Source organism: Micromonospora sp. CV4 (genome assembly GCF_003667455.1).
In the GTDB taxonomy this organism is placed as follows: Bacteria; Actinomycetota; Actinomycetes; order Mycobacteriales; family Micromonosporaceae; genus Micromonospora.
The window spans coordinates 13,817-38,285 of record NZ_RCVI01000291.1; the positions used below are offsets into that span (position 1 = coordinate 13,817).

Annotated in this window: 18 protein-coding genes, 2 tRNA genes and 1 pseudogene; 4 read left to right on the forward strand and 17 right to left on the reverse strand. The window is 67.4% G+C overall.

From position 1 onward, the window contains the following. Positions 1–168: 168 nt before the first annotated feature. Together EAD98_RS19585 and EAD98_RS19590 are read left to right on the forward strand one after the other, a co-directional pair. Positions 169–534 (forward strand): PadR family transcriptional regulator, encoded by a 366-nt coding sequence (locus tag EAD98_RS19585; protein ID WP_121655499.1) that lies wholly within the window; start codon positions 169–171, stop codon positions 532–534. After that, positions 531–1,526: a hypothetical protein gene (locus EAD98_RS19590; protein ID WP_121655500.1), complete on the forward strand. Its 996-nt coding sequence runs from the start codon at positions 531–533 to the stop codon at positions 1,524–1,526. Before EAD98_RS19585 ends, EAD98_RS19590 begins: the two co-directional genes overlap by 4 nt. 18 nt (positions 1,527–1,544) lie before the next feature. Here the strand turns inward: EAD98_RS19590 and EAD98_RS19595 are convergent, their stop codons facing one another. From EAD98_RS19595 to EAD98_RS19610, 4 genes and pseudogenes are all read right to left on the reverse strand, one after another. Further along, entirely contained in the window at positions 1,545–2,099 is a 555-nt protein-coding gene (locus EAD98_RS19595; protein WP_121655501.1) for a hypothetical protein, read from the reverse strand. Positions 2,100–2,208: 109 nt separating this feature from the next. After that, the gene (locus EAD98_RS19600) at positions 2,209–2,865 is read right to left on the reverse strand and encodes a hypothetical protein (RefSeq protein WP_121655502.1); all 657 of its coding nucleotides are present in this window, start codon (positions 2,863–2,865) and stop codon (positions 2,209–2,211) included. An 85-nt stretch (positions 2,866–2,950) separates the two neighbouring features. Next, on the reverse strand, positions 2,951–3,421 hold the full coding sequence (locus EAD98_RS19605) for a hypothetical protein (protein WP_121655503.1): 471 nt from the start codon (positions 3,419–3,421) through the stop codon (positions 2,951–2,953). Positions 3,422–3,492: 71 nt separating this feature from the next. Beyond that, positions 3,493–4,233 (reverse strand): annotated as a pseudogene (locus tag EAD98_RS19610) (class I SAM-dependent methyltransferase); the annotation flags it as partial. A gap of 175 nt (positions 4,234–4,408) precedes the next feature. Between EAD98_RS19610 and EAD98_RS19615 the strand changes: the two are divergent. Beyond that, on the forward strand, positions 4,409–5,047 hold the full coding sequence (locus tag EAD98_RS19615) for a 2'-5' RNA ligase family protein (protein ID WP_121655505.1): 639 nt from the start codon (positions 4,409–4,411) through the stop codon (positions 5,045–5,047). A gap of 206 nt (positions 5,048–5,253) precedes the next feature. On the opposite strand, the gene EAD98_RS19620 is transcribed toward EAD98_RS19615, so the two are convergent. The 9 genes from EAD98_RS19620 to EAD98_RS19660 form a co-directional block, all read right to left on the reverse strand. After that, entirely contained in the window at positions 5,254–8,247 is a 2,994-nt protein-coding gene (locus EAD98_RS19620; RefSeq protein ID WP_158609825.1) for a hypothetical protein, read from the reverse strand. 1,032 nt (positions 8,248–9,279) lie between these two features. Then, entirely contained in the window at positions 9,280–10,206 is a 927-nt protein-coding gene (locus EAD98_RS30745; protein WP_147457446.1) for a hypothetical protein, read from the reverse strand. A gap of 30 nt (positions 10,207–10,236) precedes the next feature. Continuing rightward, positions 10,237–11,298 carry a DUF262 domain-containing protein gene (locus tag EAD98_RS19635; RefSeq protein ID WP_199723466.1) on the reverse strand — a complete coding sequence of 354 codons (1,062 nt, stop codon included), beginning with the start codon at positions 11,296–11,298 and terminating at the stop codon, positions 10,237–10,239. Between the two features lie 135 nt (positions 11,299–11,433). Beyond that, the gene (locus EAD98_RS31625; RefSeq protein WP_233583896.1) at positions 11,434–11,760 is read right to left on the reverse strand and encodes a site-specific integrase; all 327 of its coding nucleotides are present in this window, start codon (positions 11,758–11,760) and stop codon (positions 11,434–11,436) included. Beyond that, a complete protein-coding gene (locus tag EAD98_RS31630; protein ID WP_233583897.1) occupies positions 11,741–12,370 on the reverse strand; it encodes a hypothetical protein in 630 nt (209 codons plus the stop codon). The genes EAD98_RS31625 and EAD98_RS31630 overlap by 20 nt, the downstream gene beginning before the upstream one ends. A 332-nt stretch (positions 12,371–12,702) precedes the next feature. Then, positions 12,703–12,779 (reverse strand) — tRNA-Ile (locus EAD98_RS19645). Between the two features lie 140 nt (positions 12,780–12,919). After that, positions 12,920–14,158, reverse strand: coding sequence for an FAD-dependent oxidoreductase (locus tag EAD98_RS19650; protein ID WP_121655509.1), 1,239 nt, complete (start codon positions 14,156–14,158; stop codon positions 12,920–12,922). Beyond that, positions 14,148–16,274, reverse strand: a complete 2,127-nt coding sequence (locus tag EAD98_RS19655) for an MMPL family transporter (RefSeq protein WP_121655510.1) — start codon at positions 16,272–16,274, stop codon at positions 14,148–14,150. Before EAD98_RS19655 ends, EAD98_RS19650 begins: the two co-directional genes overlap by 11 nt. Positions 16,275–16,533: 259 nt before the next feature. Further along, positions 16,534–16,606: transfer RNA gene (locus EAD98_RS19660), tRNA-Asn, on the reverse strand. Positions 16,607–16,899: 293 nt separating this feature from the next. On the opposite strand from EAD98_RS19660, the gene EAD98_RS19665 reads away from it, so the two are divergent. Continuing rightward, positions 16,900–17,319 (forward strand): hypothetical protein, encoded by a 420-nt coding sequence (locus EAD98_RS19665; protein WP_121655511.1) that lies wholly within the window; start codon positions 16,900–16,902, stop codon positions 17,317–17,319. 81 nt (positions 17,320–17,400) lie between these two features. Here EAD98_RS19665 and EAD98_RS19670 read toward each other — a convergent pair whose 3' ends face one another. The 4 genes from EAD98_RS19670 to EAD98_RS19685 form a co-directional block, all read right to left on the reverse strand. After that, positions 17,401–18,408 carry a sugar phosphate isomerase/epimerase gene (locus tag EAD98_RS19670; protein WP_121655512.1) on the reverse strand — a complete coding sequence of 336 codons (1,008 nt, stop codon included), beginning with the start codon at positions 18,406–18,408 and terminating at the stop codon, positions 17,401–17,403. 219 nt (positions 18,409–18,627) lie between these two features. Beyond that, positions 18,628–19,113, reverse strand: coding sequence for a sensor histidine kinase (locus tag EAD98_RS19675; RefSeq protein ID WP_121655513.1), 486 nt, complete (start codon positions 19,111–19,113; stop codon positions 18,628–18,630). Positions 19,114–19,310: 197 nt separating this feature from the next. Further along, complete coding sequence (locus tag EAD98_RS19680) at positions 19,311–21,428, reverse strand: ThuA domain-containing protein (protein WP_121655514.1); 2,118 nt, start codon at positions 21,426–21,428, stop codon at positions 19,311–19,313. A 75-nt stretch (positions 21,429–21,503) separates the two neighbouring features. Then, positions 21,504–24,359: a PQQ-dependent sugar dehydrogenase gene (locus EAD98_RS19685; protein ID WP_121655515.1), complete on the reverse strand. Its 2,856-nt coding sequence runs from the start codon at positions 24,357–24,359 to the stop codon at positions 21,504–21,506. Between the last annotated feature and the right edge of the window lie 110 nt (positions 24,360–24,469).

The following is a 24,469-nucleotide window of genomic DNA, read 5'->3' on the forward strand; positions in this document are numbered from 1 at the left end:
GCACCGGCCGGGGAGCGCTTCCGCACACCGTTTCCCATCTCAGCCGGAGTAACGACCAGTCGCGTTCGCGGAATGGCGCTGGCAGCCCGAGCGGCCGAAGGACAAAGGATTTGGGGCGTCATCGGCGATCTGCCGTTCCCATACCTTCGCAGCCGATATGTTCCCGGGGTGGACACACCACTGCGGGAACCGACCTTCTGGATCCTCACCGCTCTCGCCGGCCCGCCACTGCACGGCTACGGGATCATCCGTGCGGTGGCTGCCCTGTCCGGCGGCCGGCTCGCCATGCGGCCCGGCACCCTGTACGGCGCGCTCGACCGGTTGGTGGACGCGGGCCTCATCGAGGCCGACCGCGAGGAGGTCGTCGACGGTCGCCTGCGTCGCTACTACCACCTCTCCGCCACGGGCAACGCCACCCTGGCCGCTGAGACCGAGCGCCTGCGGCGCAACGTGGAGGCCGCGACCGCCCGCCTGGGCAACCTGACGCCCGCCGCCCGGCCCGTCGCTCCGCGCCCCGCGGGAGGACTGGCATGAGAGACCTGGAACGCCGGTACCGGCACCTGCTCCGGGCCTACCCTGCCGGCTACCGCCAGGCACGCGGCGCCGAAATCGTCGGCACGTATCTCGACCTGGCCGGGCCCGATCGCCGCTGGCCGTCGATCCTCGAAGTGGCGGACGTGGTGGCCGGTGGTGGTCGAGAGCGCCTACGCGCCGCCGGCGCTGCCGATCTCGTACCCGGCGTACGCCTCGCCGGTCTCCTCAGCTACCTCACCGCGACCGCGCTCGCCGGCTTCTGGGCCACCGCCGAGGTGGTCACCACCTCGGGTGTGTGGGGCTCGCCGGCGTTCGGTCCGTTCGCCACGACCGGCATCGTCATCTGGGCCGGTTGGCTGCTGGCCGCCGTCGCGTACGCCGTCGGGCCGGCCCGGTGGGTCCGCGCCGCCATCGGGCTGGCGCTGCTGCTCACCGCCGCCGTGGTGCCCGTCGCCGCCCTGTTCGAGCTGCCCCGTCCGTACCTGTTCGTCCTGCTTCCCCAGGCGACGCTGGGCGTCCTGGCGCTGGCAGGTCCCTCGCGCACGGCGCGACGGCAACGCCTCGTACCCCTGGCGATCGCGCTGGCCGCGGCCCTCATCGCCGTCGGGGTCCTGTCCGGGGAGAGCGCGTGGTTCTACCGCTTCAGCTACGGGGGCGCGTTCCTCCCGGAGGCCGGCGCGGCCCTCCTGTTGACCGCCGTGCTGGCCGCGACCGTCCTGTCCCTGCGCGGCGACGCCCGCGGGCTGTGGGCCTTGCTCGTCCTCCTCACCCCGATCGGACTACTCGCGCTGTACCCGCTGACGGAGAACATCGCCCCCGTCGTCGGGGCTGGTTACGCCGACTTCCGCGTCATCACCGGTACGACCGCCGCCACCTTCGTCCTGGGTGGAGTGACCCTGGCCGCGGCGCTCGCAATCCGGGCACGCTCCAGCGCAGCGGCCGACACTCCGGCGTCACCCGTTCACCAGCGTTGCCCGACGTGCGGCAGATAGCGCAGTCCCAGCCTTGGGCTACCTGCCGCGGTTGAGATCGACAATCACACCCTGATCCGCGCAGGCTGTCTGCAACCCCGACATGTGGGTGGTCAACGGCCCCATGAACGCGAGCGCACCCATCTCCTGCTCCTCCGGCAGGTTCGACACCTGCCACGCGATGTCGATGAGCGCGGTGCCGTGCTCCCGGATCTTCTCGTGGCGGGAGTCCTCGAACTGTTCCCGCACCTTTCGGTATTCGGCCTCGGTCGGCTTGTCGTCGCCGCTGCCCCTCGCGGTGCCGTCGATCTCCTTGCCGTCGCGCATCGCCTTACACGCGGCCACGCCGGAGTCCTCCTTGATGAACCCGTCGTAGACGGCGTACCCGCCCGCGAGCAGAGCGAGCACGGCGAGGAACCCGCCGACGGCGAAAAGGAGCGGCTTGCTCGACGCGGCAGGTGGCGGGGCGGGCGGCTGCTGACCCGGGTAGCCGAGGGCCGGGTCCTGCTCGGCGGGCAGGTACTGCTGCGGCGGGTGGACGGGCGCGCTCGGCTGGTAAGGCGTCTGCGGCGGCTGCTGGTTCGGGTCGGTCAAGGTGTGCTCCCCGTTGGTGTCGGCAGTTGATGCTGGACGGGCCGCCGTCCTGCGGCTACGAGTTGTCGGGTTGACGACTGCGGGTGTGACCGGCCGGAGGAGCAGGCCCCTACGCCGTTGGGTAGCCGTACTCCGCTGCCTTTGCGCGCAGGTCGGCCAACTCAGCTTCAAGGTTGAGCGCGTGGACGGCTGCGTCGGTCAGAGGACGGAACGCGACGAAGTGTTCGACCGCCGCTCGATCCAGGTCGACCTCGTAGACATCCGTGGCGTGTTCGACGTACTCCGCGACGATGTCGTCGCAGACGATGTCGAGCAGCCAGGAGCCGTCCGGGTCGGCCTCGTCGTCGTCGGCGGGTGAGAAGTCGATGTCGTCGCCGGCGTGCCACCGCTCGTCGGCGGTGCGCCGCCACAGCACGAAGGTGGCATCCAGAGTGCCGTCCTGGCGGCAGAACGCAGGCTCGTGAGCCTGCGCCTGGAACTGCTCCGGCAGTCCATCGAGGAGACCCGGCCAGAGCCGCCCGTCCGTGTACGTGGACATCGACGACTCGTGGTCGACACCGCGGATGAAGACGCCGTCGGCGGTGAAGACGACGTCGTACTCCTCGCCGCTGCCGTTGCGCATCGACGCTGCTTCGTCCTCGCCCCACTCGCGGTCGTAGGCGTAGTAGTCGCCGCCGACGATCGCGTCGAGCATCGCCAGGGCCTTGCAGCGCTCCCGCAACACGGCGATCGAGGGCAGCCGCGCCGCGACGTCATAGACGGTCACGCCGGGAGCTTACGGGCCGCCTCGCGGAGCCGAGGTACCGCAGGCGAACCAAAGGATCACGGCTCAGGGCGGTGACCTGGACCGTCTAGCGCTCTTGCCGCGCGGACGAGGAGATGTAGGCATGGAACGCTGCAACTTCGTCGTCTGTCACGGTCGGTGCGAAATCGAGGTTCTCGCTGGGATGTACGCCGGTGCCGGAGCTGGCCACCGTCACGAACCAGGCCCCCTCAGCGCCGAACCAGTACGCCTGCCCCAGGCGACCAATATCCTCAGCCTCCGACGGCTCGCCCCGGTCCTGCACTGCGGCGATGCGCACCCACTGTCCGTCCCGCCCATAGGGCGGTCGCGGGAAGTCGAGGCCATCGCCCATCCGGATGCGGTCGACCGGCACACCGAACAGGCGGGCCGCACCGGCGCGGGCCAACGCCAGCACGTCGCTGGTCCTGGAGGTACGGCCGACCTCCACCTCGCCGTCCGGCCCGTCGACCAGTACCGCGTATGACCGGTCCGGCTCGTGACGAACACGCGCCCACACGGTGACCTCTTCCTCGCCCATCCGCACTGTCTACACCCTTCGAGATGCACGAGCTGTCCTACCGATGAGCGGAGGCGAGCGTCTCTACATGATCAGGCGATGAGCAGGCGGCTGTCGAGCTCTGCTGCGTCGAGATCGAGAATGTCGCGGTTGCGTTCGGCCCACCGGCCGGAGGCGAGATCAAGGCGCAGGCTGCGGATCGCCCGCTGCTCGGCCTCGGGCCCGACTCTGGCCCAGACCGACATTCCGCGACGGACATGGTCGTCGAGGTATGCCTCGGGCCGGCGCCAGTAGGCCTCGTAGAAACCGTCGGCGCAGTTCCACGGGATGAGCACCGGTTCGGTCCGGGCGGCGATTGCGCTGGCCAGTTCGGCCAGGGAAGGCCGGCCGGCCCAGAGGCCGGCGTGCTCCGGCAGGTAGTCGCGAGTCAGCCAGAACCGATCAGGGCCGCCGGCGTCGTGCGTGAACACCACCACGCGGCGCGCGACGCGCCGCATCTCACGCAGGCCTGCGATCGGGTCCTGCCAGTGGTCGAGGGTGGCAAGAGCCATCGCGGCGTCGAAGGACTGGTCCTCGAACGGAAGGCGCTCCGCAGTGGCAGCCACGCAGGGCGCTGCTCCTGCGGGGCGCTGCGCCCGCATGGCCGCCGATGGTTCCACCGCGGTGACGTCACGGTCCCAGGGCTCGTAGGACCCGGTGCCCGCCCCCACATTCAGCACGGTCCGGGCATCGCCGAGCGCCGCCCAGACCTGTTCGGCGATCCGCGGCTCGGTGCGCCGCGTCTCGGTGTAGGTCGTGCCGATGGTGTCGTACAACTGCGCCCTTGACATCCGGCCTCCATCTCGGCGGCGAATTATGTAGGGGACCTGTCGCTCTGATATATCGGATCGATACATCGGACTCTACGATGCTGTACGTGCACCGCGCTGCCCCACCCTGCTCGCGTACGAAGGGCAGCGGTGGGGAAACTCCGTGGACCAGCACCGGCCATGATCGGAAAATGCCGGGATGGAACCGACACAGACAGCGCTCATCGTTGCGATACCCGAGGCCGAGGAAGCGGTGGGCCGGTTCCGGGAGTCTCTCGACCCGGCTGCCTCCTGGGGCGTGCCGGCGCACGTGACCGTCCTCTACCCGTTTCTGCCTCCGCAGCAGATCAACGACCAGGCCCTGACCCTGCTGCGCAAGACCATTGCCGGAATACCCCGGTTCGACGTCGCGCTGACTCACATCGACTGGTTCGGTGACACGGTCGTATGGCTTGCACCGCAGCCCGACCGCCCGTTCCGGAACCTCACCGCGGCGGTGTGGCAGCGGTTTCCCGAGACCACCCCGTATGGCGGGGCGCATACGGAGGTGGTGCCGCACCTGACCATCGGCCACGACGCCCCCAAACCCACACTGAGCCACGCCGCGGAAACCGTCTCCGCGCAGCTGCCGATCAACGCGACCGTCGACATGGTTCGCCTCATCGCCGGCACGCCGGGCCTGAGCCCGTGGCGCACCGTTTGCGAGTTCCCACTGGGGGCGGATCACGCGGATCGCCCGGATCGGGCGGCGGGTCCTGCGGCTGCGGACTCAGTGCGGACTGAGGGAGCCGGCCCGGATCTCGATGCGGTTCGTCCGAGTCGCCGGCAGGCCGGCTGAACAGGCGTTTTGCGTGCTGGGGCGGGCGGGACTCGAACCCGCGACCGAGGAATTATGAGTCGTCCCGTCGGGTTTGATCTGCACCTCTACCAGCGACTTTGCTTGCAGCTACCGTAACTCTGATCGCCCTCCCCTCATGACGCGACGCCGTTTCGCACCATGGCCCGCACCACGCCCGCGCTGTGGGATACAATCCCCAGTTCCGTTCATTCCTCGAACTCCCTCATAAATTTGGCCAAGGGCTTACCTTCGGCGACGTGGCAGAGTAGGCGAGCAAACGTAGCCCAACCCTCGTCCTGAGTGTTGCGAGGCGCGGTTGGCACGATGCTCTTCACAGACGCAGTCAACGCCAGCGCCTCGTTCCGCCTACCGCGGGCCACCTCGACCGCCAGGTCGAGCACTACATATCTCCAAGTTTCATGAGCTGGAGCATCGATCCGCGCCAGTTTGAGCTGGGGTAGGCTCATGGTGTAGAGGAAGAACTGACGGGCCTCCTTGGAAGAGGGCGTAAACATTCGGACCGCCCCATAGAATCCCACGTTATGTAGGGTCATCCCGACAGCTTCCCTATATAAGGGAACGTCCCCCATGCGAGCAACTAACTCGTCAAGTTCCGCCCGCGCCTCCCGCCACCGATCCTGCAGCATGAGGGCTTCAATCAGAAGACGCCGGAGTTCCAGATATAGACTCCCGGCCCCTGGGCCCTCGTGCTCAAGATGCTCTCTACAGATTGATTCGGCCTCCTCTACATCACCGGACTGGATTAGTTCACTAGCGCGGCGCGCAGCTTCGCGCCCACTGACAATGTCATGCCTTGGCAACCGGTTCGACAACTCTCGCAAAACATCCAGCAATGGTGCCGCAACGTGCGGGTCACACCCGTCGCCTCCCACGAGCGCCTCGATGGCTTGACCGCAAAGGAAGGAGGCAGCGTCCTGCGTATCCGCGTCAACGGAGATCGCGTACAAATAAGGCACAACCGGCTCCAAAAGCTTCACCGCTCTAAGGCAAACCTCGCTATCGCGGCCGCCGCGGTACACCAGGATCGTCGCAAGGTAAATCCTCGTCTGCTGAAGAAGTAGCTCGTTCGGGTTCTCAATCAAATCAAACAAAGATAGTTCTGTTTCCAGCAGAGACTGCGCTTCCATAAAATTATTCTGCGCTTGGTGAAAGCTTGCAAGATTGCCGAGCATTATAGCGGAATTGTTCGTTGCGACACCCACTCTACGAAGGTGCGCAGCAAGTACTTCCGCATGAGGGGCTACTGCGTGAACTCGATCAGGTTCATTATTATGCAAGGCCGCTTCCAGCCAAAGGTCGACATAGAATGCAACCTTGTCCAGGATTGAGGACACAGCTTTTTCGGAATGAATCCTCTCTACCCGGTCGCGGATCACTTCCTGCAAAATACTATTCAATGTGATGGCCGTCCTGGACCGCGGATCATCGTTGAACGCCGGCGGCAGGGGGGAATCTTCTCGCGCGAAGGATACGCGCTTCAGCAGGCGAAATGTCTCCGGAATCTCCGGATCGTCCCCGAAAATGATCCCGCGCTTGGCCGGCACCGCTTCTGGCGGAAGCCTAGCCGCTGCGGCAACAAGATGGATCGGAATTCGACGTTGCGCGAGATAGGATGCAACAATCAAACAGTCATTGAGAAGTTTCGCCATTTCGGCACCGTCCGCCAAATCGATGGCCCGCGCCATTCCTAGATCGATTGCCGCAACGAGCGTCCTGGGGTATCCGGGCGGCACAGACGTCTTATCGTCGAGCGACCGAATCTTCAAACGCGTCAAGTAATGCTCGACATCATTTGCGCCAAAGCCGCAACTCTCCAGGTACGCGGCCGCGAGCTCCAGCGCAAGGGGCCAAAATTCCAGTTCGGCAGCCAGCCTGCTTAGCACCGCTTGGTCAGTCGCTGCATCGGGGGCGTCTGGCTGCATTCGCGCCGAAAGGAGCGCCTGAGCTTCGGACGGAAGCATCGTCGTAACCGTTACACGAACACTGCCGCCGAATCTATGAACGCTGTCCAGGGAGGTGATGATTACGTCACCATTGCCGAAACGCGGGATCCATGGCTCTGCGGAAGTCGCATCTGCGTCGTCCATCACGAGGAGCCACCGGCCAGGAAAGGAGGCCATCCGCTCGTGGACAAGGGCCCTTAGTGAACTCATACCAAGAGTCGGGTCGAGCCCAAGCCACAGCCCGATGTTCCGGAAGGACTCAAACGTAGAAGATTCGCTAGAGGCGTCAACCCAAAAGACTACGTCATACAGGTCGAGACACTCTGCTACGTACGCGGCCGCCAAACTAGACTTTCCAATTCCGGAAGGGCCAACCAATGCCGCTCGCATTACTGAGCGGGCTCCTGCGTTTCGCCGGCGCAGGCTTTGGATTAACTGGTCCATCAGCTCCGGTCTTGCAACATCGGGGATCGGAGCCATAATCCCAAGAACCGTCCCCCAATCCCGCGCCCCTAGTGCATCGCTCAGGATCTTGTCATCCAACTCTAGAGCGGCTCGAAACTCGTCTAACCGCCAAACGGCATGTTCCGCTGCTGCCGCTCTCCGCAGCGTTTCAGACAACAAATACGACACAAGCAAGCCGCTTGAATGATGCCCTATCCCTCGGCCCCCACCGCGTCGCCACCTTCGTACCTGTTCCCGGATCGCCTCGCGAAGCTCCTCACGATCGCGGCCGTCCGCCACAATTCGACAGCGTTGCAGCCTTTCAAACTGCACATCAGTTAGAGCATTCAGCTCAGCAAGGGCTCGCGGCGCGCTACGTAGGACGCCAGCCAACGTTTCCCGCAGCTGGGGTATAGATGTATCGCTTTGGACAGCGTCCATGAAGATTCGTTTCAGGCTCGACGGGAAAATCGCGTCAGTCAGAAGTAAGTAGGTACGTGCGTCAGTCCGCGCGACAAGCTTGGAGAGGATCGTGCAAGCTTCCGCTAGTCCCATCTTCGCGCCAGCAGCCCGACTCTTGACTTGAGCCGCAATGACAACAGCACCAGATCTATCTACCATGTCGAAGTCGACTGCATCAACTTCATCGGGATTTACGGGATTTGGGTCGCCTTCTACGCGACAGGCGGCAACTTCAGGGTTACCGAGTGCGTCGAACATGTACTCGAGCGTCCGCAGGTACTGATACTGGAAACCCCGAGCGGCGATCCGCCCGCCGTCGACCCCAGCCATTGCCCCTCCCCAACTGCGCCCGACTATAGGCACCATAGATCACGGTAATGGTTGGCACTAGAGCCTTAGGAATGACGACATCCGACAGCAAGCGGCCAAAGTCCCCCTACCTGACCTGCTGCGGCCGCGGGGGCCGTGGGGCTTGCCCCGTGAGCATCGCGGTCGGGACCGCATGGGGGATTCATACACCCGCTAGCGCAGGTAAAGACGAGCACCTGGAGTCAATCCACCACTTCGCGAACGCCTCCTCGCCCAGGCCTTCATGGTCCCGACCATGGAGCTACAGGGGAGATCGCATCACGAGCTCGGTCACCCACCGTAACCCTCCATGCAGATCAGCCATCCACAACATGGGTGATCTTCATCGAGCGAAGCTCGATGCGCGACGCGCGAAGCGCCGTCGCCGACCGCAACCAACGACGAACCGCAACCGACCCACAAATCGTTAGCACCCACCCACATCACAGCCCGACCCCAACCACCGCTACCCGAACCCCCTTGTCCTGCCCATGTAGGAATCTCGACCCCGGTCCCATAGCGAAGCGGGACTGGGGTCGAGATTTCGGAGTGGGCGTCCTGGGCAAGGGGGGTGGCCTGCCCGGACGGCCTGTATTGAACCGCAAAACCCCTGGCAACTGCCCTCGTAGAGTGGCAGCTGTCTAGCAGGTGTTTAGTGAGGGTCTTGCCATGCCGATCGCCGACGACTGCAACTGGCGGCGCACGCACACAGACGGGAGAACCAGATCCATCCCGTCGCCTGATCTTGATCTGCCCGGCGTTCTGCCTCCGGGGCAAGGGCTCGCCGAAGGCGACCGCGAAGCGGTTCGGCCCTCGCGGCGGAGGACCGCCAAGCCCCGCGCCTTGTGTGCGACAGCTCGGACATGCCGCCAGCGGCGCGGCAGCGCCTGACCCAACAAGCGCTCGGCCGCCTCCGGCGCAGTCTTCAATTGTTCCATGCGCTAAAGCTACCGGCCACGGCCCTACATCCCTCAGTAGAAGGTCCTGAATTTCTTCCAAGAATCGCCGCCCTCCTCAGCAGAAAAACCAATCGGCGATTTGGCCCTGGGTGTCCCGCACAACTACGGCGCTATTGCGCGGCGTGTCGAGGTTGCCGAACTGGTCCCTGCAGTGATCGACCGAATAAAACTGCTGTATCGGCGACCCGTTCATGTCTTGCAGCTCCAGCTGAACGGAAGCCGGAAGCAACTGCTTCAGGCCGACTGCACTCCGGGTGGCCATCCCGACCTGGGGCGCAATAAACCCGTTAATCAGGTGCTGAACCGCCAAAGATGCGAGGACGTCGAAGGCAAGGGCTATAGCCAGATAGGTTACTATTCTGGTACGAAGCAACTCGATGTCTATAGAAATGGTGGCATCGTGAGCCGCTTCGTGGCGCCAGCTAGCGATTCTGGCCAGCTTAAGCGCACTCCCCTCGGCTAGGCCGACAGCCGAGTAGTCAAACGAAACATCCTTTAGCAATGGACCTATTTCGCCATACAGGTGTTTAGCGCCGCAAGCCCCTAGGAAGTCCTGCAGAACGCCCGGCCCAATGTTGGACGACGACCATCCGAATGACCACTCTGAGAATCCGTAGGGCATTTGTCGCGATGAGGCGATTGCGATTGCATGCGCCTGTGCCAGCGAAACGATGGTAGCTGTATCCATCAGCTCGTTTCTCATGTTGAGGCGCGCCTTTAAAGCGTCAACAGCACCCTTAGTAGCCGCAAGCTGAAGGCCTTCGGGCAGCTCTTGAAATGGAGGAAGGTTCTTGGCGGTCGAGACTAATTCGAGAAGCTCGGTTATTCGGCTCCTGATGAAGTGTTCGAAGCAGGCAAAGGCAGTTACGGAGAGCCCGTTTTTTAAGAGCCGAATGGCCTCAGCGGCGGGGGTCCCGGGCAGAGCGGTGTCTTGGATTCCGCCCGAATCGACATGATAGATCAAAGCTTGAAGGCTCTTCACCAGTTGCTCTCTAGCGCGCATAGCGACGCCCTAGACGCCGAGTAGGAGCTGGATAATTGCATTGACTCTATGGAAGAGTCGACCTGTCGTATTCGTTGAGACAGTAACTGAACTTGTGAAGGAAGGATCATCGAAGAGGCGAGCGGTGGATTCAACCACCGCACTTCTCCGATCCTTGGCTCTGCTTAGTTCGCCTTCTCCAAGCGATGCCACTGCGAGCATCTGTGCGTCATACATTCCCAACAGCGCTCGGCCCCGCCATAGGCCGTCATCGGCGCGCCGGAAGGCGTACTCCCGCCATATGTCCCGGCAGTCGTAGAGCGCCTTCCTAAATCTGTGCTCGAACTCATTTAATTCCTCGAGCGTTGCAAAGACATGACGAACCATGAAGCGATTCATCGTTTCAGCAAGGCCACCTTTGTACGCAGTGCCGAACTCCGCCAGCGCCAAGAATCTCAGTACATATTCCGCGTCTTGCATCTGGCGGTAGCGCTCGGATGAATCCGTAATTCGAAACTGGTCGCGCAGGAATGGCTCTGCACCGAGCTTCAAAATCAGCTCATTCAGCGGGCCACGGAATGCGACGTTGCGCACTTCCTGTGCAGTAAGGGCCTCCCCGCCCGTGTTTAGCCGAATAAAGACTTCATACTTCAAGTCAGGGCTCGACTGCTTCAGCAAGGTAACCGCCCGTATGTATGGCCTCATCCGCAAAGCGTTTGCCATCGACTCGGGCAATTCGGCTATCCTGTCGCCGTTTAATTCTGGCAACTCCTGCAGATGCTTGAGGGCGAGGCGACCCCGCATGAAATCATGAATAGCGGTAATGCGCTGCTTTCCATCGATCACGCTGTACACGCCAAAGTCTTCCTCGGCGAGGTAAACGGGCGGTACGGGAACGTTGAGCAGGAAGGACTCAATGAGGGCGGATTGCTTCACCTGATCCCAGCGCTCCCGACGCTGATATTCAGGAGAAGGATCGATCGCCTTGGCGTCCACCATGGAGGCGATTGTTTCCAGCGAGAAATCGCTCGCCTGAGTAACGAGGCGCCTTTGTGCATCTGCAAACCGACGAGTTGCATCTTCCCGCGACATGTCGCGCATCTTCGCATAAGTTGCAGGCCCGGGCTACTGACCCCTTGTGGTCACGGGGAGCGGGGGTCGCTGAGGACAGGGGTTGGAAGAGGCGGCATACGTCCCGCCAGCATCACGGCGGCTCGCTGGTCGGACTCAGAAAGCCACGCCGCGTAGACACGTAGGGTCGTGGCACCTCCCTCCATGCCCGAGCCGCCCGGCGACGGTCCGCACGTCCACACCGGCCGCGATCAACTCCGTTGCGGAGTGGTGCCGGAGCGCGTGCAGGTTAGTGGCAATGTCGAGCCGCGCGGCCATCCGGCTGAAACGCTGGGTGGCCGTGGCGGGCACGAGCGGCGTGCCGCCATCCGGGTCCAGCGAGAAGACGTAGCCGTCCGTCGGTGGCGTCAACCCCAGTGCCGATGCGCGCTCCTTGCAGCGCGCCAACTGGTCCCGGAGCACCTCAACCGTCTCGGCGTCCAAGCAACGCGGCGCTGCTGGTGCGTCTTCGTGTCCTTCTCCCGCAGCTTCTCTGCGTCGTCGACGTACAGGGCGCTTGAAGCATTACCACGGCGGTGTTCAGGTCTACCGCGGACCACCGCAGCGCGCACAGTTCGGTGCGCCTGGCGCCGGTCGTCATCGCCACCCAGACGAACGACCCCCAGTCCGGATCCTTCCACGCCTCCTCGACCAGGCGGGCCGCCTCGGGCGCCGACGGCGGGTGTGGATCGGGCTGCGGCATCCCCGGTTTTTCGGCCTGGTCCGCCGGGTTGACCGCGATCCACCGCCAGCGGACAGCTCGTTCAGCGCCCCCGACAGAATCCAGTGAATCTGCCCGATCGACGCTGGCGCTAGGGGCCTGCTTTTCATGCGGCCGGCACTTGTCGGTGCACTCGTGTTCCCCAGCCTTGCGGTGCTTGATTGCTTTGCGGCCGCCTCCACAGTGGTCGCGGCACCTGCGCAGCACGGCATAGAACGATTCCAGCTTCTCAGCGTCCAAGCGGCCGACTGGCAGCTTGCCCAGCAGCGGCCGGACGTGCTTGTTCAGCTTCTTGACGTACCCCTGCCGGGTCGACGCCTCGACGTCGAGCACCTCGAGCCAGCGGTCGAGCAGCTGGTCGACGGTCGCTCGGGTCCGCGGGTTGCGGCGCTCGTCGACCTGGGCCAGGAAGCGGGTCCGTGCCTTTCCGCTTCCCGGCGGGCTCTCGGACCGGCCGGAATGGTCTCGGTCAGGTAGCGCCGCTTCTTGGTGATCGGGCCGATCCGCGCATAGACCTTCACCCGCAGCGAGCCGCTGGGCAGCTCCTCGATCTCGCCTCGCTGGCGCTTGGTGCGCCCGGTAGCGGTCACCATGGGGGCTGACCGTAATGCACTCGCACCACAAGTAGCACCACGCGAAAAGATCGGCGGATCCGTGTTTTGCGTTGGTGGGGCGGGCGGGACTCGAACCCGCGACCGAGGGATTATGAGTCCCCTGCTCTAACCGGCTGAGCTACCGCCCCGACACCGCGCCGGATCTTATCCCGCCCGGCGGTCGGCGGCCAGCATCGAGCCGGCCGGCGCCCACGCCCGCAGCAGCACGATGGGCAACAGGAATATAACAGCGCGCTGCCGCCCGCTCGGGGCGCCGGGCGGCACCCGGTCACGAGGCGCGCAGCTCCGCCAGGACCGCCCCGGCGGCGCGCCAACCGCTGGTCAGCGCGCCCTGGATCGATGGGCTGTCGCGGTGGTCACCGGCCACGAACAGGCCCTCGCCCAGCGCCACCGGCTTGCGCAGCCGACCCTGCGGTGGCGGCGCGGCGGGCAGCGCGTCGGGGACGGACACGGTGGTGAGGTGGGTCCAGTCGGCGGTGGACCGGCCGTACAGCCGGGTCAACTCGGTCCGTACGGTCGGCTCGGGTGGGGCGGTCGGGCCGACCACCGAGGTGGCCACCAGGTGTCGTCCGGCCGGCGCGTACGTCCGGACGGCGTTGCTGAGCACCACGGTGTTCGCGATCGTCTCCCGCCGGTCGCCGTCGACGAGCAGGATCGGCTCGGTCAGCGGCGGCTCGGAAGCGCTGTGGTAGTAGGTGGTGTAGCTGTGCATGCGTACCGTCGCCAGGGCCGGCAGCAGCGCGGCCGCGGCGGGCGGGTCGACGGCGACCACGACGGCCCGGCAGCGGATGTCGCCGGCCTGGGTGCGGACCCGGCGGGGGGCGACCTCGGCGACCGGGGTGTCCAGCGTGATCAGGTCGGCGGGCAGCGGGTCGGCGATGGCCCGGGGCAGCGCGGCCATTCCCTCGGCGGGAAGCCCGATCCGGCCGCGGGCGAAGGAACGCAGCACCATCGCCAGCACATGGCTGGAGGTGGACAGCTCCCGGTCGATGAACACGCCGGACAGGAACGGCCGCAGCAGCTCCTCGATGATCGCGTCGGACAGGCCGGCTCGGCGCAGCGCCACCTCCGCGCTGGTCTCCGGCGCGGCGAGGAGCCGGGATGCGGGCAGCGTGGCGCAGCCGGCGGCGAGCGCGGCGAAGCGCAGCCGGTCGCGCAGGGAGCCGACGTTGGCCAGCGCGGTGCCGGGCCCGCCGGTCGGCTCGCGCAACGGGTTGACCAGCCGCAGCAGGTCGTCGCCCTTGCGCACCAGCACGCCGGACGTGAAGTACCCGAGGTCGAGCCGGTCGATGTCCAACAGCGTGCCGAGGCGGGGATAGGCGGTGTTGAGCACCTGGAAACCACGGTCGATCAGGTGGCCGTCGACGACGTCGGTGGCGATCCGGCCGCCGAGCCGGCCGCCGGCCTCCAGGAGCCGCCAGGGCACGCCGGCGCGGTGCAGCCGGCGGGCGGCGGCGAGGCCGGCCAGGCCGCCGCCGACGATGACGACGTCGGTCTCAGCGAGCATGGCGGGCCTCCCGCTCACCGTTCGCCCGGGACAACCGGCCCGGCCACCAGACCTTCGGCCCGATGTCGTACGCGAGCGCGGGCACCAGCAACGACCGGACGATGATGGTGTCGATGAGCACCCCCACGGCGACGGCGGTGCCCAGCTCGACCAGCACCACCAGCGGCAGGACGGCCAGCGCGGAGAAGGTCGCGGCGAGCACGATGCCGGCGGAGGTGATCACCCCACCGGTGACGGCGAGGCCGCCCAGCACGCCGGCCCGGGTGCCGCGTTTGACGGACTCCTCCCGGACCCGGCTCATCAGGAAGATGTTGTAGTCGATGCCGAGCGCGACCAGGAAGACGAACGCGAACAGCGGGAACGACGCGTCCACCCCGGGAAAGCCGAAGGCGTGGCGGAACAGCAGCGCGCACAGGCCGAGGGTGGCCGCGAAGCTGAGCAGCACGGTGGCGATCAGCAGCACCGGTGCGAGGAGCGCGCGCAGCAGCAGGGCCAGGATGACCGCGATGACCACGAGCACCACCGGGATGATGACGTTCTGGTCGCGCCGGGCGGCGTCGGAGGTGTCCACGTTGATCGCGGTGAAGCCGCCGACCACCGCGTCCGCGCCGGGTACCTGGTGTACGGCGACCCGCAGCTCCCGGATGGTCCGCTCGGCGCCGTCGCTGTCCGGTGGGTCGGCGAGGGTCGCGTCCAGCTGAACCCGCCCGTCGACCACCTTCGGCGCGGCGTTCTCCTCCGGTGGGCCGCCCTGCCGGCCGGCGCCGACCGGGCGGACCGCGGCGACGCCGGGCACGTCCTGCGCGACCTGGGCCACCTGTCGGGCGGTCTGCTCGGTGGCGAAGATGGTGGCCGGGCTGCCGGTGCCGGCCGGATAGTGCCGGGCGATGACCTCCTGGCCCTCGACCGAGTCGGTGCGCTGGGTGAACAGGTCGGACTGGCCGAGGGTGGTGGCGCCGAGCTGGGTGAGGCCGAGCGTGAGGACGGCCAGCACGACCGCGGTGCTCAGCCAGACCGGCCGGGCGTTGCGGGCCACGAAGCCGGCGATCCGGCTCCAGATGCCGTGCTCGGTCTGCGGGTCGGCCTGGTCCGCGCGGGGCCGCCGCGGCCAGAACGCCCACCGGCCGCCGAGCAGCAGCAGCGCCGGTAGGAAGGTGAGCATCACCAGCAGGGTGGCGGCGATGCCGATGGCGGCGACCGGGCCGAGCGCCCGGTTGGAGTTGAGGCTGGACAGCAGCAGGCAGAGCAGGCTGACGATGACCGTCCCACCGGAGGCGATGATGGCCGGGGCGGCGCCCTTCCACGCGGTCCGCATGGCGTCCCAGGGGCGGTCGTGCCGGTGCAGCTCCTCCCGGTACCGGGCGATGAGCAGCAGCGCGTAGTCGGTGCCGGCGCCGAAGACCAGCACGGTGAGGATGCCCTGGGCCTGCCCGTTGAGTTTGAGCACGTCGGCGTCGGCGAGCAGGTAGACGAAGACCGAGGCCAGCGCGTACGACATCCCGGCGGCGAGCAGCGGGAAGACCCAGAGCACCGGGCTGCGGTAGACGATCAGCAGGATCACCAGGACCACGACCAGGGTGACGAGCAGCAGTGGCCCGTCGATGGCGGAGAAGACCTCGATCAGGTCGGCGAGCAGACCGGCAGGTCCGGCGACGTCCACGGTGAGCCCGTCCCGGTCACCGCCGACGATGTCGCGCACGTTCTCGACGACCGAGCCGATCTCCTCCCCCTCGGCGTCGTCCACCGGTACGACGACCTGGAGTGCCTGGCCGTCCTGGCTGGGGATCGGCGGGGGAAGCGGGTTGACCACGCCGGGCACCTGGGCGAAACGGGCGACGTCGGCGCTCACACGCTGCCGGTCCGCGTCGGTGATACCCGAGGTCCGTTCGTAGACGACCAGCGCCGGGATGGTCTGCCGGTCGACGAACTCGCCGGCGAGGTCCTGCGCTCGGGTCGCCTCGGCGTCGGTGGGCAGGAAGGCGGCGTTGTCGTTGGTGGCGACCTCGCCGAGGCGCCCGGCGTACGGCCCGGCGACGCCCCCGATCACCAGCCAGGCCAGCACGACCGCCACCGCGATCAGGGTGGCTCGCCTCCCGCCCCCTCCTCGCCCGACCATCCCCCACCCAACCTCAGATTTCGACGCAGAAATCGACGCAGCGCGAGTCTAAGTCGACACAACCCATCCTGCCGGCCAAGCGGCCCAAGAAAGCCGAATCCGCCCAGCCCGGGTGGATCATGGAGTTGTGGTGCCGGACGAAGGGGGCAGGCACCACTGAACCGGGCACCACGGCTCCATGATCGACACGAGCCTGGGTGGTCTGAGAGAACACGAAGACGCCCGTCGGCGTGCTGCCGACGGGCGTTGGGTGGAAGAGCTCCCCCGATTGGACTCGAACCAATAACCTGCCGGTTAACAGCCGGCTGCTCTGCCAATTGAGCTACAGGGGACCGTGCACCGCCCGGCCCGGGATCTCCCCGACGCCGTGCGACGGGACAAGAGTACAGGACATCCGGGGGTGGTGGTCCAGTGGGTTCGGCCTCGCACCTTCCATGATCCAGACGCCCAGGTCAGCTGCGTGGCCCATCGATAATCGGGGCAAATCGTCATCCGGGCACAAGCAGGTATGAGCGGAGAGCAGGATGGGTAGTTAGCTGCGGACAGAGGACGCAGGCGCGAATTGGTCGCTCCCGACGGGGCAGCTCGCTGGGGCGACGGCGCGTCAGGTACGGAAGGAGCCGCCATGCGCGGAAAGATCATGTTTCTTGGCGGGCTGGCTGCGGGATTCGTCCTGGGCGCCCGTGCCGGCCGGGAAAAGTACGAAGAGCTGGTCGTCAGGGGCCGCAAGGTGCTCGACCACCCGACCGTCCAGGAGGCGGCCGGGGTCGCGCAGGCCCAGGCCAACAAGCTCTACAGCGAGGGCAAGGACAAGCTCGGCCAGACCAAGCTGGGCGAGAAGCTGGGCACGGGCAACGGCAGCTCCGGCAAGCAGGAGCTGACCGCCGCCGACGACGCGTTCGCCGGCACGCCCGCCACCGTTGGCGCCAAGGCGGGCTCCGGCTCGTCGGGCACCAGCAGCTCGGTCGGCACGACCTCCGGGTCGCCGTCGGCCACCCCCCGCACCAAGCCGTCCGGCTCGGGCACGAACGCCAGCACGCTCTGACCAACCGCACGTCGACGGGCCGGTCGCCGCAGGGCGACCGGCCCGTGGTCTGTCCGCGTGCGGCGACCGCCGCCGGGAGCGTCAGTCCTTGCTGCTGAACACGGCGTCGAAGGCGGCGCTCGGGGCGTCGAAGGCCAGTCGGCGGACGAACTGCAACGCCTCCGGGGCACCGACCAGCCGGTCCATCCCGGCGTCCTCCCACTCGATGGAGATCGGGCCGGTGTAGCCGATCGCGTTCAACGCCCGGAAGCAGTCCTCCCAGGGCACGTCCCCGTGCCCGGTGGAGACGAAGTCCCAGCCGCGACGCAGATCCGCCCAGGGCAGATGGGAGGCGAGCCGGCCGCGCCGGCCGTCCCCGGTGCGCACCTTGGCGTCCTTGCAGTCGACGTGGTAGATCCGGTCGGCGAAGTCGAAGATGAAGTTCACCGGGTCCAGTTCCTGCCAGACGAAGTGCGACGGGTCCCAGTTCAACCCGAACGCGGGCCGGTTGCCGATCGCCTCCAGCGCCCGCTTCGTCGTCCAGTAGTCGTACGCGATCTCGCTGGGGTGCACCTCGTGCGCGAACCGCACCCCCACCTCGTCGAACACGTCGAGGATCGGGTTCCAGCGGTCGGCGAAGTCCTGGTAGCCGCGCTCGATCATCGACGGCGGCACCGGTGGGAACATCGCCAGGGTGTGCCAGATCGACGAGCCGGTGAATCCGACAACGGTCTTCACCCCGAGCTTCGCCGCCGCCCGTGCCGTGTCCTTGATCTCCTCGGCGGCCCGCTGGCGGACGCCCTCGGGCTCCCCGTCGCCCCAGATCCGGCCCGGCAGGATGTCCTGGTGCCGCTCGTCGATCGGGTGGTCGCAGACGGCCTGACCGACGAGGTGGTTGGAGATGGCGAAGACCTGGAGGTTGTGCTTCGCGAGCGTCTCCCGCTTGCGATCGACGTACGAGTCGTCGGCGAGCGCCTTGTCGACCTCGAAGTGGTCGCCCCAGCAGGCGATCTCCAGACCGTCGTAGCCCCACTCGGAGGCGAGCCGGCAGACCTCCTCGAACGGCAGGTCGGCCCACTGGCCGGTGAAGAGCGTGATGGGTCGCGCCATTGTCCTTCTCCCCTGTTGTGATGGGGATTCCGTGTGCGGACCGGGGCGAGGGGTGACCGGTCGGAGCCGTACGCGGCACCGGGACGGGACACCGGTGGGTGCGGAACGCACCTGAGCCCGGCGGGTTGCGCCTCCCACCGGGTCACCGGCCACCGTCACGGTCGCCGCTCACACCCTATTTCCGCCGGGCCCCATTGCGAAAGCCCCGCCGCCGGATCGTCATTCGGCCATCTCCTCGGGCGCGGGCAGGACAGCCCGGACGATGAAGCCGCCGTCGGGGCGCGGGCCGGCGGAGAAGGTGCCGCCGATCCGCTCGGCCCGCCTCCGTACGGCGATCAGACCGCGCCCGGCTCCCCCGCCCGTCGGCGCGGCACCGGCGCCGTCGTCGCGTACCTCGATGGTGATGCCCGCGGCGTCGTAGCGCAGCCGGACCGACACCGGCGCGCCCGGCGCGTGCCGGCGTGCGTTGGTCAGCGACTCCTCGATGATCCGGTACGCCGCGACGTCGACGGCCTCGGGCAGCGGTCGGGGCGGTCCGGCCAGGGCCCAGCGCACCGATTGACCGGCGGCGAAGCCCTCCACCAGCGCGTCGAGACGGTTCAGGCTGGGCGCCGGTCCGGTCAACGGATCGGGCTCCTCGGCCCGGTGCAGCAGCCGGTGCCCGTGCGCCTGCACCATCCGGCGCCACCGCGCGAAACGCCCCATGCTGGTCAAGGTACGGCAGTCGGCCGTGAGTCGGTCCGTGGCCTGGCGGCGGCGGGCGGCGAATGATTGGTGTGAGCGCCCGCCTCGAAAGCCTCGCTGCCGCTCCGGCCGGTAGCGCGGACAAGCAGGCAGACCATGCCCGGCCGGGCGGGGCACACCCGGCCGGGCATGGTCGGCGCTGGGCAGGGCTCAGCCGATCAGGGGAGCGTCCACTTCTGGTTGGCCGCGCCGTTGCAGGTCCAGAGGTGCACGACCGTGCTGTCCGCGGAGTTGTTCCCGGACACGTCGAGGCACTTGCTCGACGACACGTTGCGCAGGCTGCCGTCGGCCTGGGCCGCCCAGTTCTGCGCGCCGGTGCCGTTGCAGGTCCAGAGCTGGATCTTGGTGCCGTCGGCGGTGCCGTTGCCCGACACGTCCAGGCACTTGCCGAGCGCCCTGATCGTCGAGTTCGGCGTCACGGTCCAGGTCTGCGCCGTACTGCCGTTGCAGGTGTAGATCTGGATCTGCGTGCCGTCGGCGGTGCCGCTGTTGCGCACGTCGAGGCACTTGCCGCCCAGGCCCTTGATCGGGCCGACCCCCGGGGTGCCGCCACCGCCGCCCTTGACCAGGGTGAAGTCGTCCACGTCGAAGAGCCCCGTGCCGCTACCGGTGAAGGTGAGGTAGAGGTTCTGGGTGCCGGACGGGACGCCGGACAGCGCGGTGGTGACGTTGGCGAACGTGGTCCAGCTGCCGGTGTTCGGCACCGCGACCGAGCCGAGCACCGGGCCGGTGGCCGAACCGGTACGCACCTGGATGGTGCCGCCGGCGCCGCCGGAGACGACCCGGGACGTGAACGAGGTGACCCCGGTCAGGTTCACACCGTTGTACGCGGCCCAGTCACCCGGGTCGATGTAGCCGATGGTCTGGCCACCGTTGGCGCCCGCCTTGGTGAACGGGGTGACCCCGTTGGCCGAGCTGAACGCCTCGGCCTGGACGGTGGTGTTCCCCGTCGGCGGCGGCGTGGTGCCCAGCTCCTTGATCCGGATGTTGCGGAACGAGGCGTCGTCGCCGGTGCCGTGGTTCTGGATGCCGATGTGTCCGGCCAGCGAACGGACCGGGTTGGTGTTGGTGAAGTCGTTGATCTTCACGCCGTTGAGGAAGATCTGGAGCCGCTCACCCTCGACCAGCAGCTCGTAGGTGTTCCACTCCCCCGGCGCGTTCAACGCCGCGTCACGGGCGGCGATGTCCGCGGACTTGAAGGTGTAGACCGACCCGGTGGTGCGGTCGGCCGCGTCGGTGGCGTCGATCTGGATTTCGTAACCGTTGTCCACCGCCGACCACGGGTCACTCGAGGGTGGGAAGCCGATGAACACGCCGGAGTTGTCGTCGCCGGCCAGCTTCCAGTCCATCTTCAGCGAGTAGTTGGTGAACTGCTTGGCGTTGTACCAGAACAGCCCCATCCCGCCCACCGAGGTGAGGGTGGCGTCGGAGTTGGTGAAGTTGCCCGGACCGGCCTGCGACCAGCCGCTGGTCGAGCCGTTGTAGAGCGGGGTGTAGCCGGTCTCGGGCCGGCAGTCGGCCTTGCTTCGACCGGCCGCGTACCGGATACCGCCCAGCAGGTGCGCCCGGAACGCGGGCTCGGCGTACGACGCCTGGGTGTGCCCGCCGCCGGTGTAGAAGGACCGGCCACCGCTGTAGCCCTTGCACCAGGAGTGCGGGTGGTCGGCGCCCATTCCGCCGCCGGAGTACGACGACTCGTCCAGCGTGGCCAGCACGTGCGCGGTGGACCGGGCGTTGGTCCGGTAGTTGTACCACTCGTCGGTGCGGGTCCAGGTCTGCGGCAGGTGCGCGGTCGCCGCGTGCCCCCGGTCCTCCACCTTGACGTTCGCCTGCTGGATGGCCGGGTGCGAGGCGAACCACGCGCCGACCAGGTTGCCGTAGAACGGCCAGTCGTACTCGGTGTCGGCGGCGGCGTGCACGCCCACGTAGCCGCGGCCGGAGCCGATGTACGACTCGAAGGCCGTCTGCTGGCTGGCGTTGAGCACGTCACCGGTGGTGTTGAGGAAGACCACCGCCTCGTACTGGTTGAGGTTGGCGGTGGTGAAGGCGCCGGCGTCCTCGGTGGCGGTGACGGTGAAGTTGTTCCCCGCGCCCAGGTCGCGGATGGTCTGGATGCCGACCGGGATCGCGTCGTGCCGGAAGCCGGCCGTCTTGGAGAAGACCAGCACGTCGTAGGGGGCGTCGGCGGCGCTGGCCGGGGTGGCCGGGGTCGTGCAGGCGAGGACGGCGAGGACGGCGGTGGCCGCGCCGAGGACGGGACGCAGGAGTCTGCGCATATCGCTCTCCTAAGAACGGTTAGGAGGGGCCCCTCGTACAAACACTAGGCGTCGACGAGGGCCCCTCCGCTCAACTCAGGGCAGGATCCACTTCTGGTTCGCGGCGGCGGTGCAGGTCCAGAGGTGCACGGCGGTGCTGTCCGCGGAGTTGTTTCCGGAGACGTCGAGGCACTTGCCGGACTGGACGTTGCGCACCGTGCCGTCGGCCTGCGCGGCCCAGTTCTGCGCCCCGGTCCCGTTGCAGGTCCACAGCTGGATCTTGGTGCCGTCGGCCGAAGCGCCACCCGAGACGTCGAGGCACTTGCCCAACGCCCTGATCGTGGAGTTCGGCGTGACCGTCCAGGTCTGCGCCGTACTGCCGTTGCAGGTGTAGATCTGGATCTGCGTACCGTCGGCCGTGGCGGCGTTGCGCACGTCCAGGCACTTGCCGGCCAGACCCTTGATCGGGCCGGCCCCGCCGGTGGGCGGTGTACCGGTGACGAAGGTGAACGCGTCCACGTCGTAGAGCGCGCCCGTGCCCGACCCGGCGAAGGTCAGGTAGAGCGTCGTGGTGCCGGTCGGCGGGTTGCTGATCGCCCCCGTCACCGTGGTGAAGGTTTCCCAACCGCCGGTGACCGGGACCGTGGCCGAACCGAGCACCGTGCCGGTGGCCGAGCCGGCCCGGACCTGGAGGGTGCCACCGGCGCCCGCCGAGGAGACCCGGGCGCTGAACGAGGTCACGTTGCCCAGGCGGTACGGCTGGAAGGCGATCCAGTCGCCGTTGTTGATGTCGCCGACGGTCTTGCCGCCCTCGGCCGGGGTCTTGCTGAACACGTTGACCCCGGAGGAGCTGGCGAAGAACTCGGCCTGCCGGTGTCGCGGCGGCAGCGTGTGCTGGGTGTGCGTGGTCAGCCCACCGGCGTCGGTGTACTCGGCGTCGAAGATGGCGAAGATGTTCGCCGCGTCGTCGTGTTCACCGTCGACCGGGATGGTGATCGAGCCGGAGCAGCCGGTCTTCGAGGTGATCTGGTGCCCGTGCTGGTCGTGCCCGAGGACGTAGGTCATCTTGACCTTCGTGCAGTCGATCGTGCCGTCCTCCGGGTCGGTCACGGTGATGCTGAACGGCACCGTGTCGCCGAAGCTGAACAGCTGCCCGTTGCCGGGGCTGTTGATGGTCACGGTGGGCGCGGTGTTGCCCACGTTGATCACCACGCTGGCCGTGCCGGTGGCGCCCTGCGGATCCCGTACGGTCAGCGTCGCGGTGTAGGTGCCGTTGGCGGTGTAGGTCTTCGACGGGTTGGCCGCCGTGGAACTGGTGCCGTCACCGAAGTTCCACGAGTACGTCAGCGCGCCGCCCTCCGGGTCGGACGAACCGGCCGAGGAGAACGTCACCGCCAGCGGCGCGGCGCCGGAGGTCCGGTTGGCGCTGGCCGCGGCGTTGGGCGCTCGGTTACCGCCGGCGACGTAGTCGAAGCGGTAGAGCGCGGAGTTGGCGTCACCGTTGAAGTAGCCGGTGCCGTAGTCGAGCACGTAGTACGCGCCGTCCGGGCCGAACGCCGAGTCCATCACCTGCTTGCCGACCCAGGGGAACGTGTCGATGGTGCCCCGGGAGCCGTCGGCGTTGACGTGGATCGGCTTGATCCAGCCGCGGCCGAACTCGGTGGCGAAGAACTGCCCGTCGAACGTCTGCGGGAACTTCGTCGTCGAGGTGGACGAGGCGTTGTACCGGTAGACCGGGCCGCCCATCGGTGACTCGGAGCCGCCGCCGAACTCCGGCGGGGTGCCGGCGTCACCGGCGTACCGGATCCAGGCCGGCTTGGCCGCCGGCAGGGTGCCCAGGCCGGTGTTGCGGAACGAGTTGTTGGTCGGCCCGCCGGTGCAGTTGTACTTCGCCCCGCCGGTGTTGGCGGCGAAGTCCCACTCGTTGTACGTCTCGGTGCTGGTGTTGGTGCCGGTGCAGTACGGCCAGCCGTAGTTGCCCGGCGCGGTGACCCGGTTGAACTCCACCTGGCCGGACGGTCCGCGGGTGGCGCTGGTGGAGCCGGCGTCCGGCCCGTAGTCACCGACGTAGACGACGCCGGTGGCCTTGTCCACGCTGATCCGGAACGGGTTGCGGAACCCCATCGCGTAGATCTCCGGCCGCGTCCTGGCGGTGCCGGGTGCGAACAGGTTGCCCGCCGGGATGGAGTACGTGCCGTTGGCGTTCACCTTGATCCGCAGGATCTTGCCGCGCAGGTCGTTGGTGTTGCCGGCGCTGCGCTGCGCGTCGTACGCCGGGTTGCGGTTGGTCCGCTCGTCCAGCGGCGCGTAACCGGCGGATTCGAAGGGGTTGGTGTCGTCACCGGTGGACAGGTAGAGGTTGCCGGCGGCGTCGAAGTCGATGTCGCCGCCGACGTGGCAGCACAGGCCGCGGTCGGCCGGCACGTCGAGCACGTCCACCTTGCTGGCCTGGTTGACGGTGAAGTCGGCGTTGAGGGTGAACCGGGAGAGCCGGTTGACGCCCTGCCAGGCCGAGAAGTCGGTGCCGGTGGCGGGCGCGTCGCCGCCGGGGGTGGAGAGCGGCGGGGCGTAGTAGAGGAAGATCTGCCGGTTGCTGGCGAAGTTCGGGTCGACCCCGACGCCCTGGAGCCCCTCCTCGTCGTGCGTGTAGACGGGCAGGGTGCCGATCACCGAGGTGGTGCCGTTGGCGTCGGTGCGGCGCAGTGTGCCGTTGCGGGCGGTGTGCAGGACCGAGCGGTCCGGCAGCACGGCCAACGACATCGGCTCACCCATGTCGGCCACGCCGCGCGCCAGCTCGACCTGCTGAAAGTCCGTGGCGTTGATGGGGTGGGCCTGGGCGGGGGTCGAGCCGGCGCCGAGCGCGACCGTGCCGGCCGCGGCCACCAGGAGCAGTGCCGATCCGGCGGAGAACCATCGTCGGGACCGGTGAGTAGGAGCGTCCTTCTTGGACATTGGTGTGCTGCCCCTTCCTGACGAATGACTGCCAGGCCGGGCGCGCGCCGTCGCGCCGGATGCCGTAGCGGTGGTGGTGGGGGTCGATGGGTTACCGCGCCGCCGGTTCA

Excerpts from the sequence above, each read along its gene's own strand:
- EAD98_RS19655 (WP_121655510.1), bottom strand. The coding sequence starts at position 16,274 with ATGGTCGGGCGAGGAGGGGGCGGGAGGCGAGCCACCCTGATCGCGGTG.
- EAD98_RS19605 (WP_121655503.1), bottom strand. The coding sequence starts at position 3,421 with ATGGGCGAGGAAGAGGTCACCGTGTGGGCGCGTGTTCGTCACGAGCCG.
- EAD98_RS19650 (WP_121655509.1), bottom strand. The coding sequence starts at position 14,158 with ATGCTCGCTGAGACCGACGTCGTCATCGTCGGCGGCGGCCTGGCCGGC.
- EAD98_RS19615 (WP_121655505.1), top strand. The coding sequence starts at position 4,409 with ATGGAACCGACACAGACAGCGCTCATCGTTGCGATACCCGAGGCCGAG.
- EAD98_RS19680 (WP_121655514.1), bottom strand. The coding sequence starts at position 21,428 with ATGCGCAGACTCCTGCGTCCCGTCCTCGGCGCGGCCACCGCCGTCCTC.
- EAD98_RS19635 (WP_199723466.1), bottom strand. The coding sequence starts at position 11,298 with ATGTCGCGGGAAGATGCAACTCGTCGGTTTGCAGATGCACAAAGGCGC.
- EAD98_RS19665 (WP_121655511.1), top strand. The coding sequence starts at position 16,900 with ATGCGCGGAAAGATCATGTTTCTTGGCGGGCTGGCTGCGGGATTCGTC.
- EAD98_RS19685 (WP_121655515.1), bottom strand. The coding sequence starts at position 24,359 with ATGTCCAAGAAGGACGCTCCTACTCACCGGTCCCGACGATGGTTCTCC.
- EAD98_RS19620 (WP_158609825.1), bottom strand. The coding sequence starts at position 8,247 with ATGGCTGGGGTCGACGGCGGGCGGATCGCCGCTCGGGGTTTCCAGTAT.
- EAD98_RS19670 (WP_121655512.1), bottom strand. The coding sequence starts at position 18,408 with ATGGCGCGACCCATCACGCTCTTCACCGGCCAGTGGGCCGACCTGCCG.
- EAD98_RS19590 (WP_121655500.1), top strand. The coding sequence starts at position 531 with ATGAGAGACCTGGAACGCCGGTACCGGCACCTGCTCCGGGCCTACCCT.
- EAD98_RS19675 (WP_121655513.1), bottom strand. The coding sequence starts at position 19,113 with ATGGGGCGTTTCGCGCGGTGGCGCCGGATGGTGCAGGCGCACGGGCAC.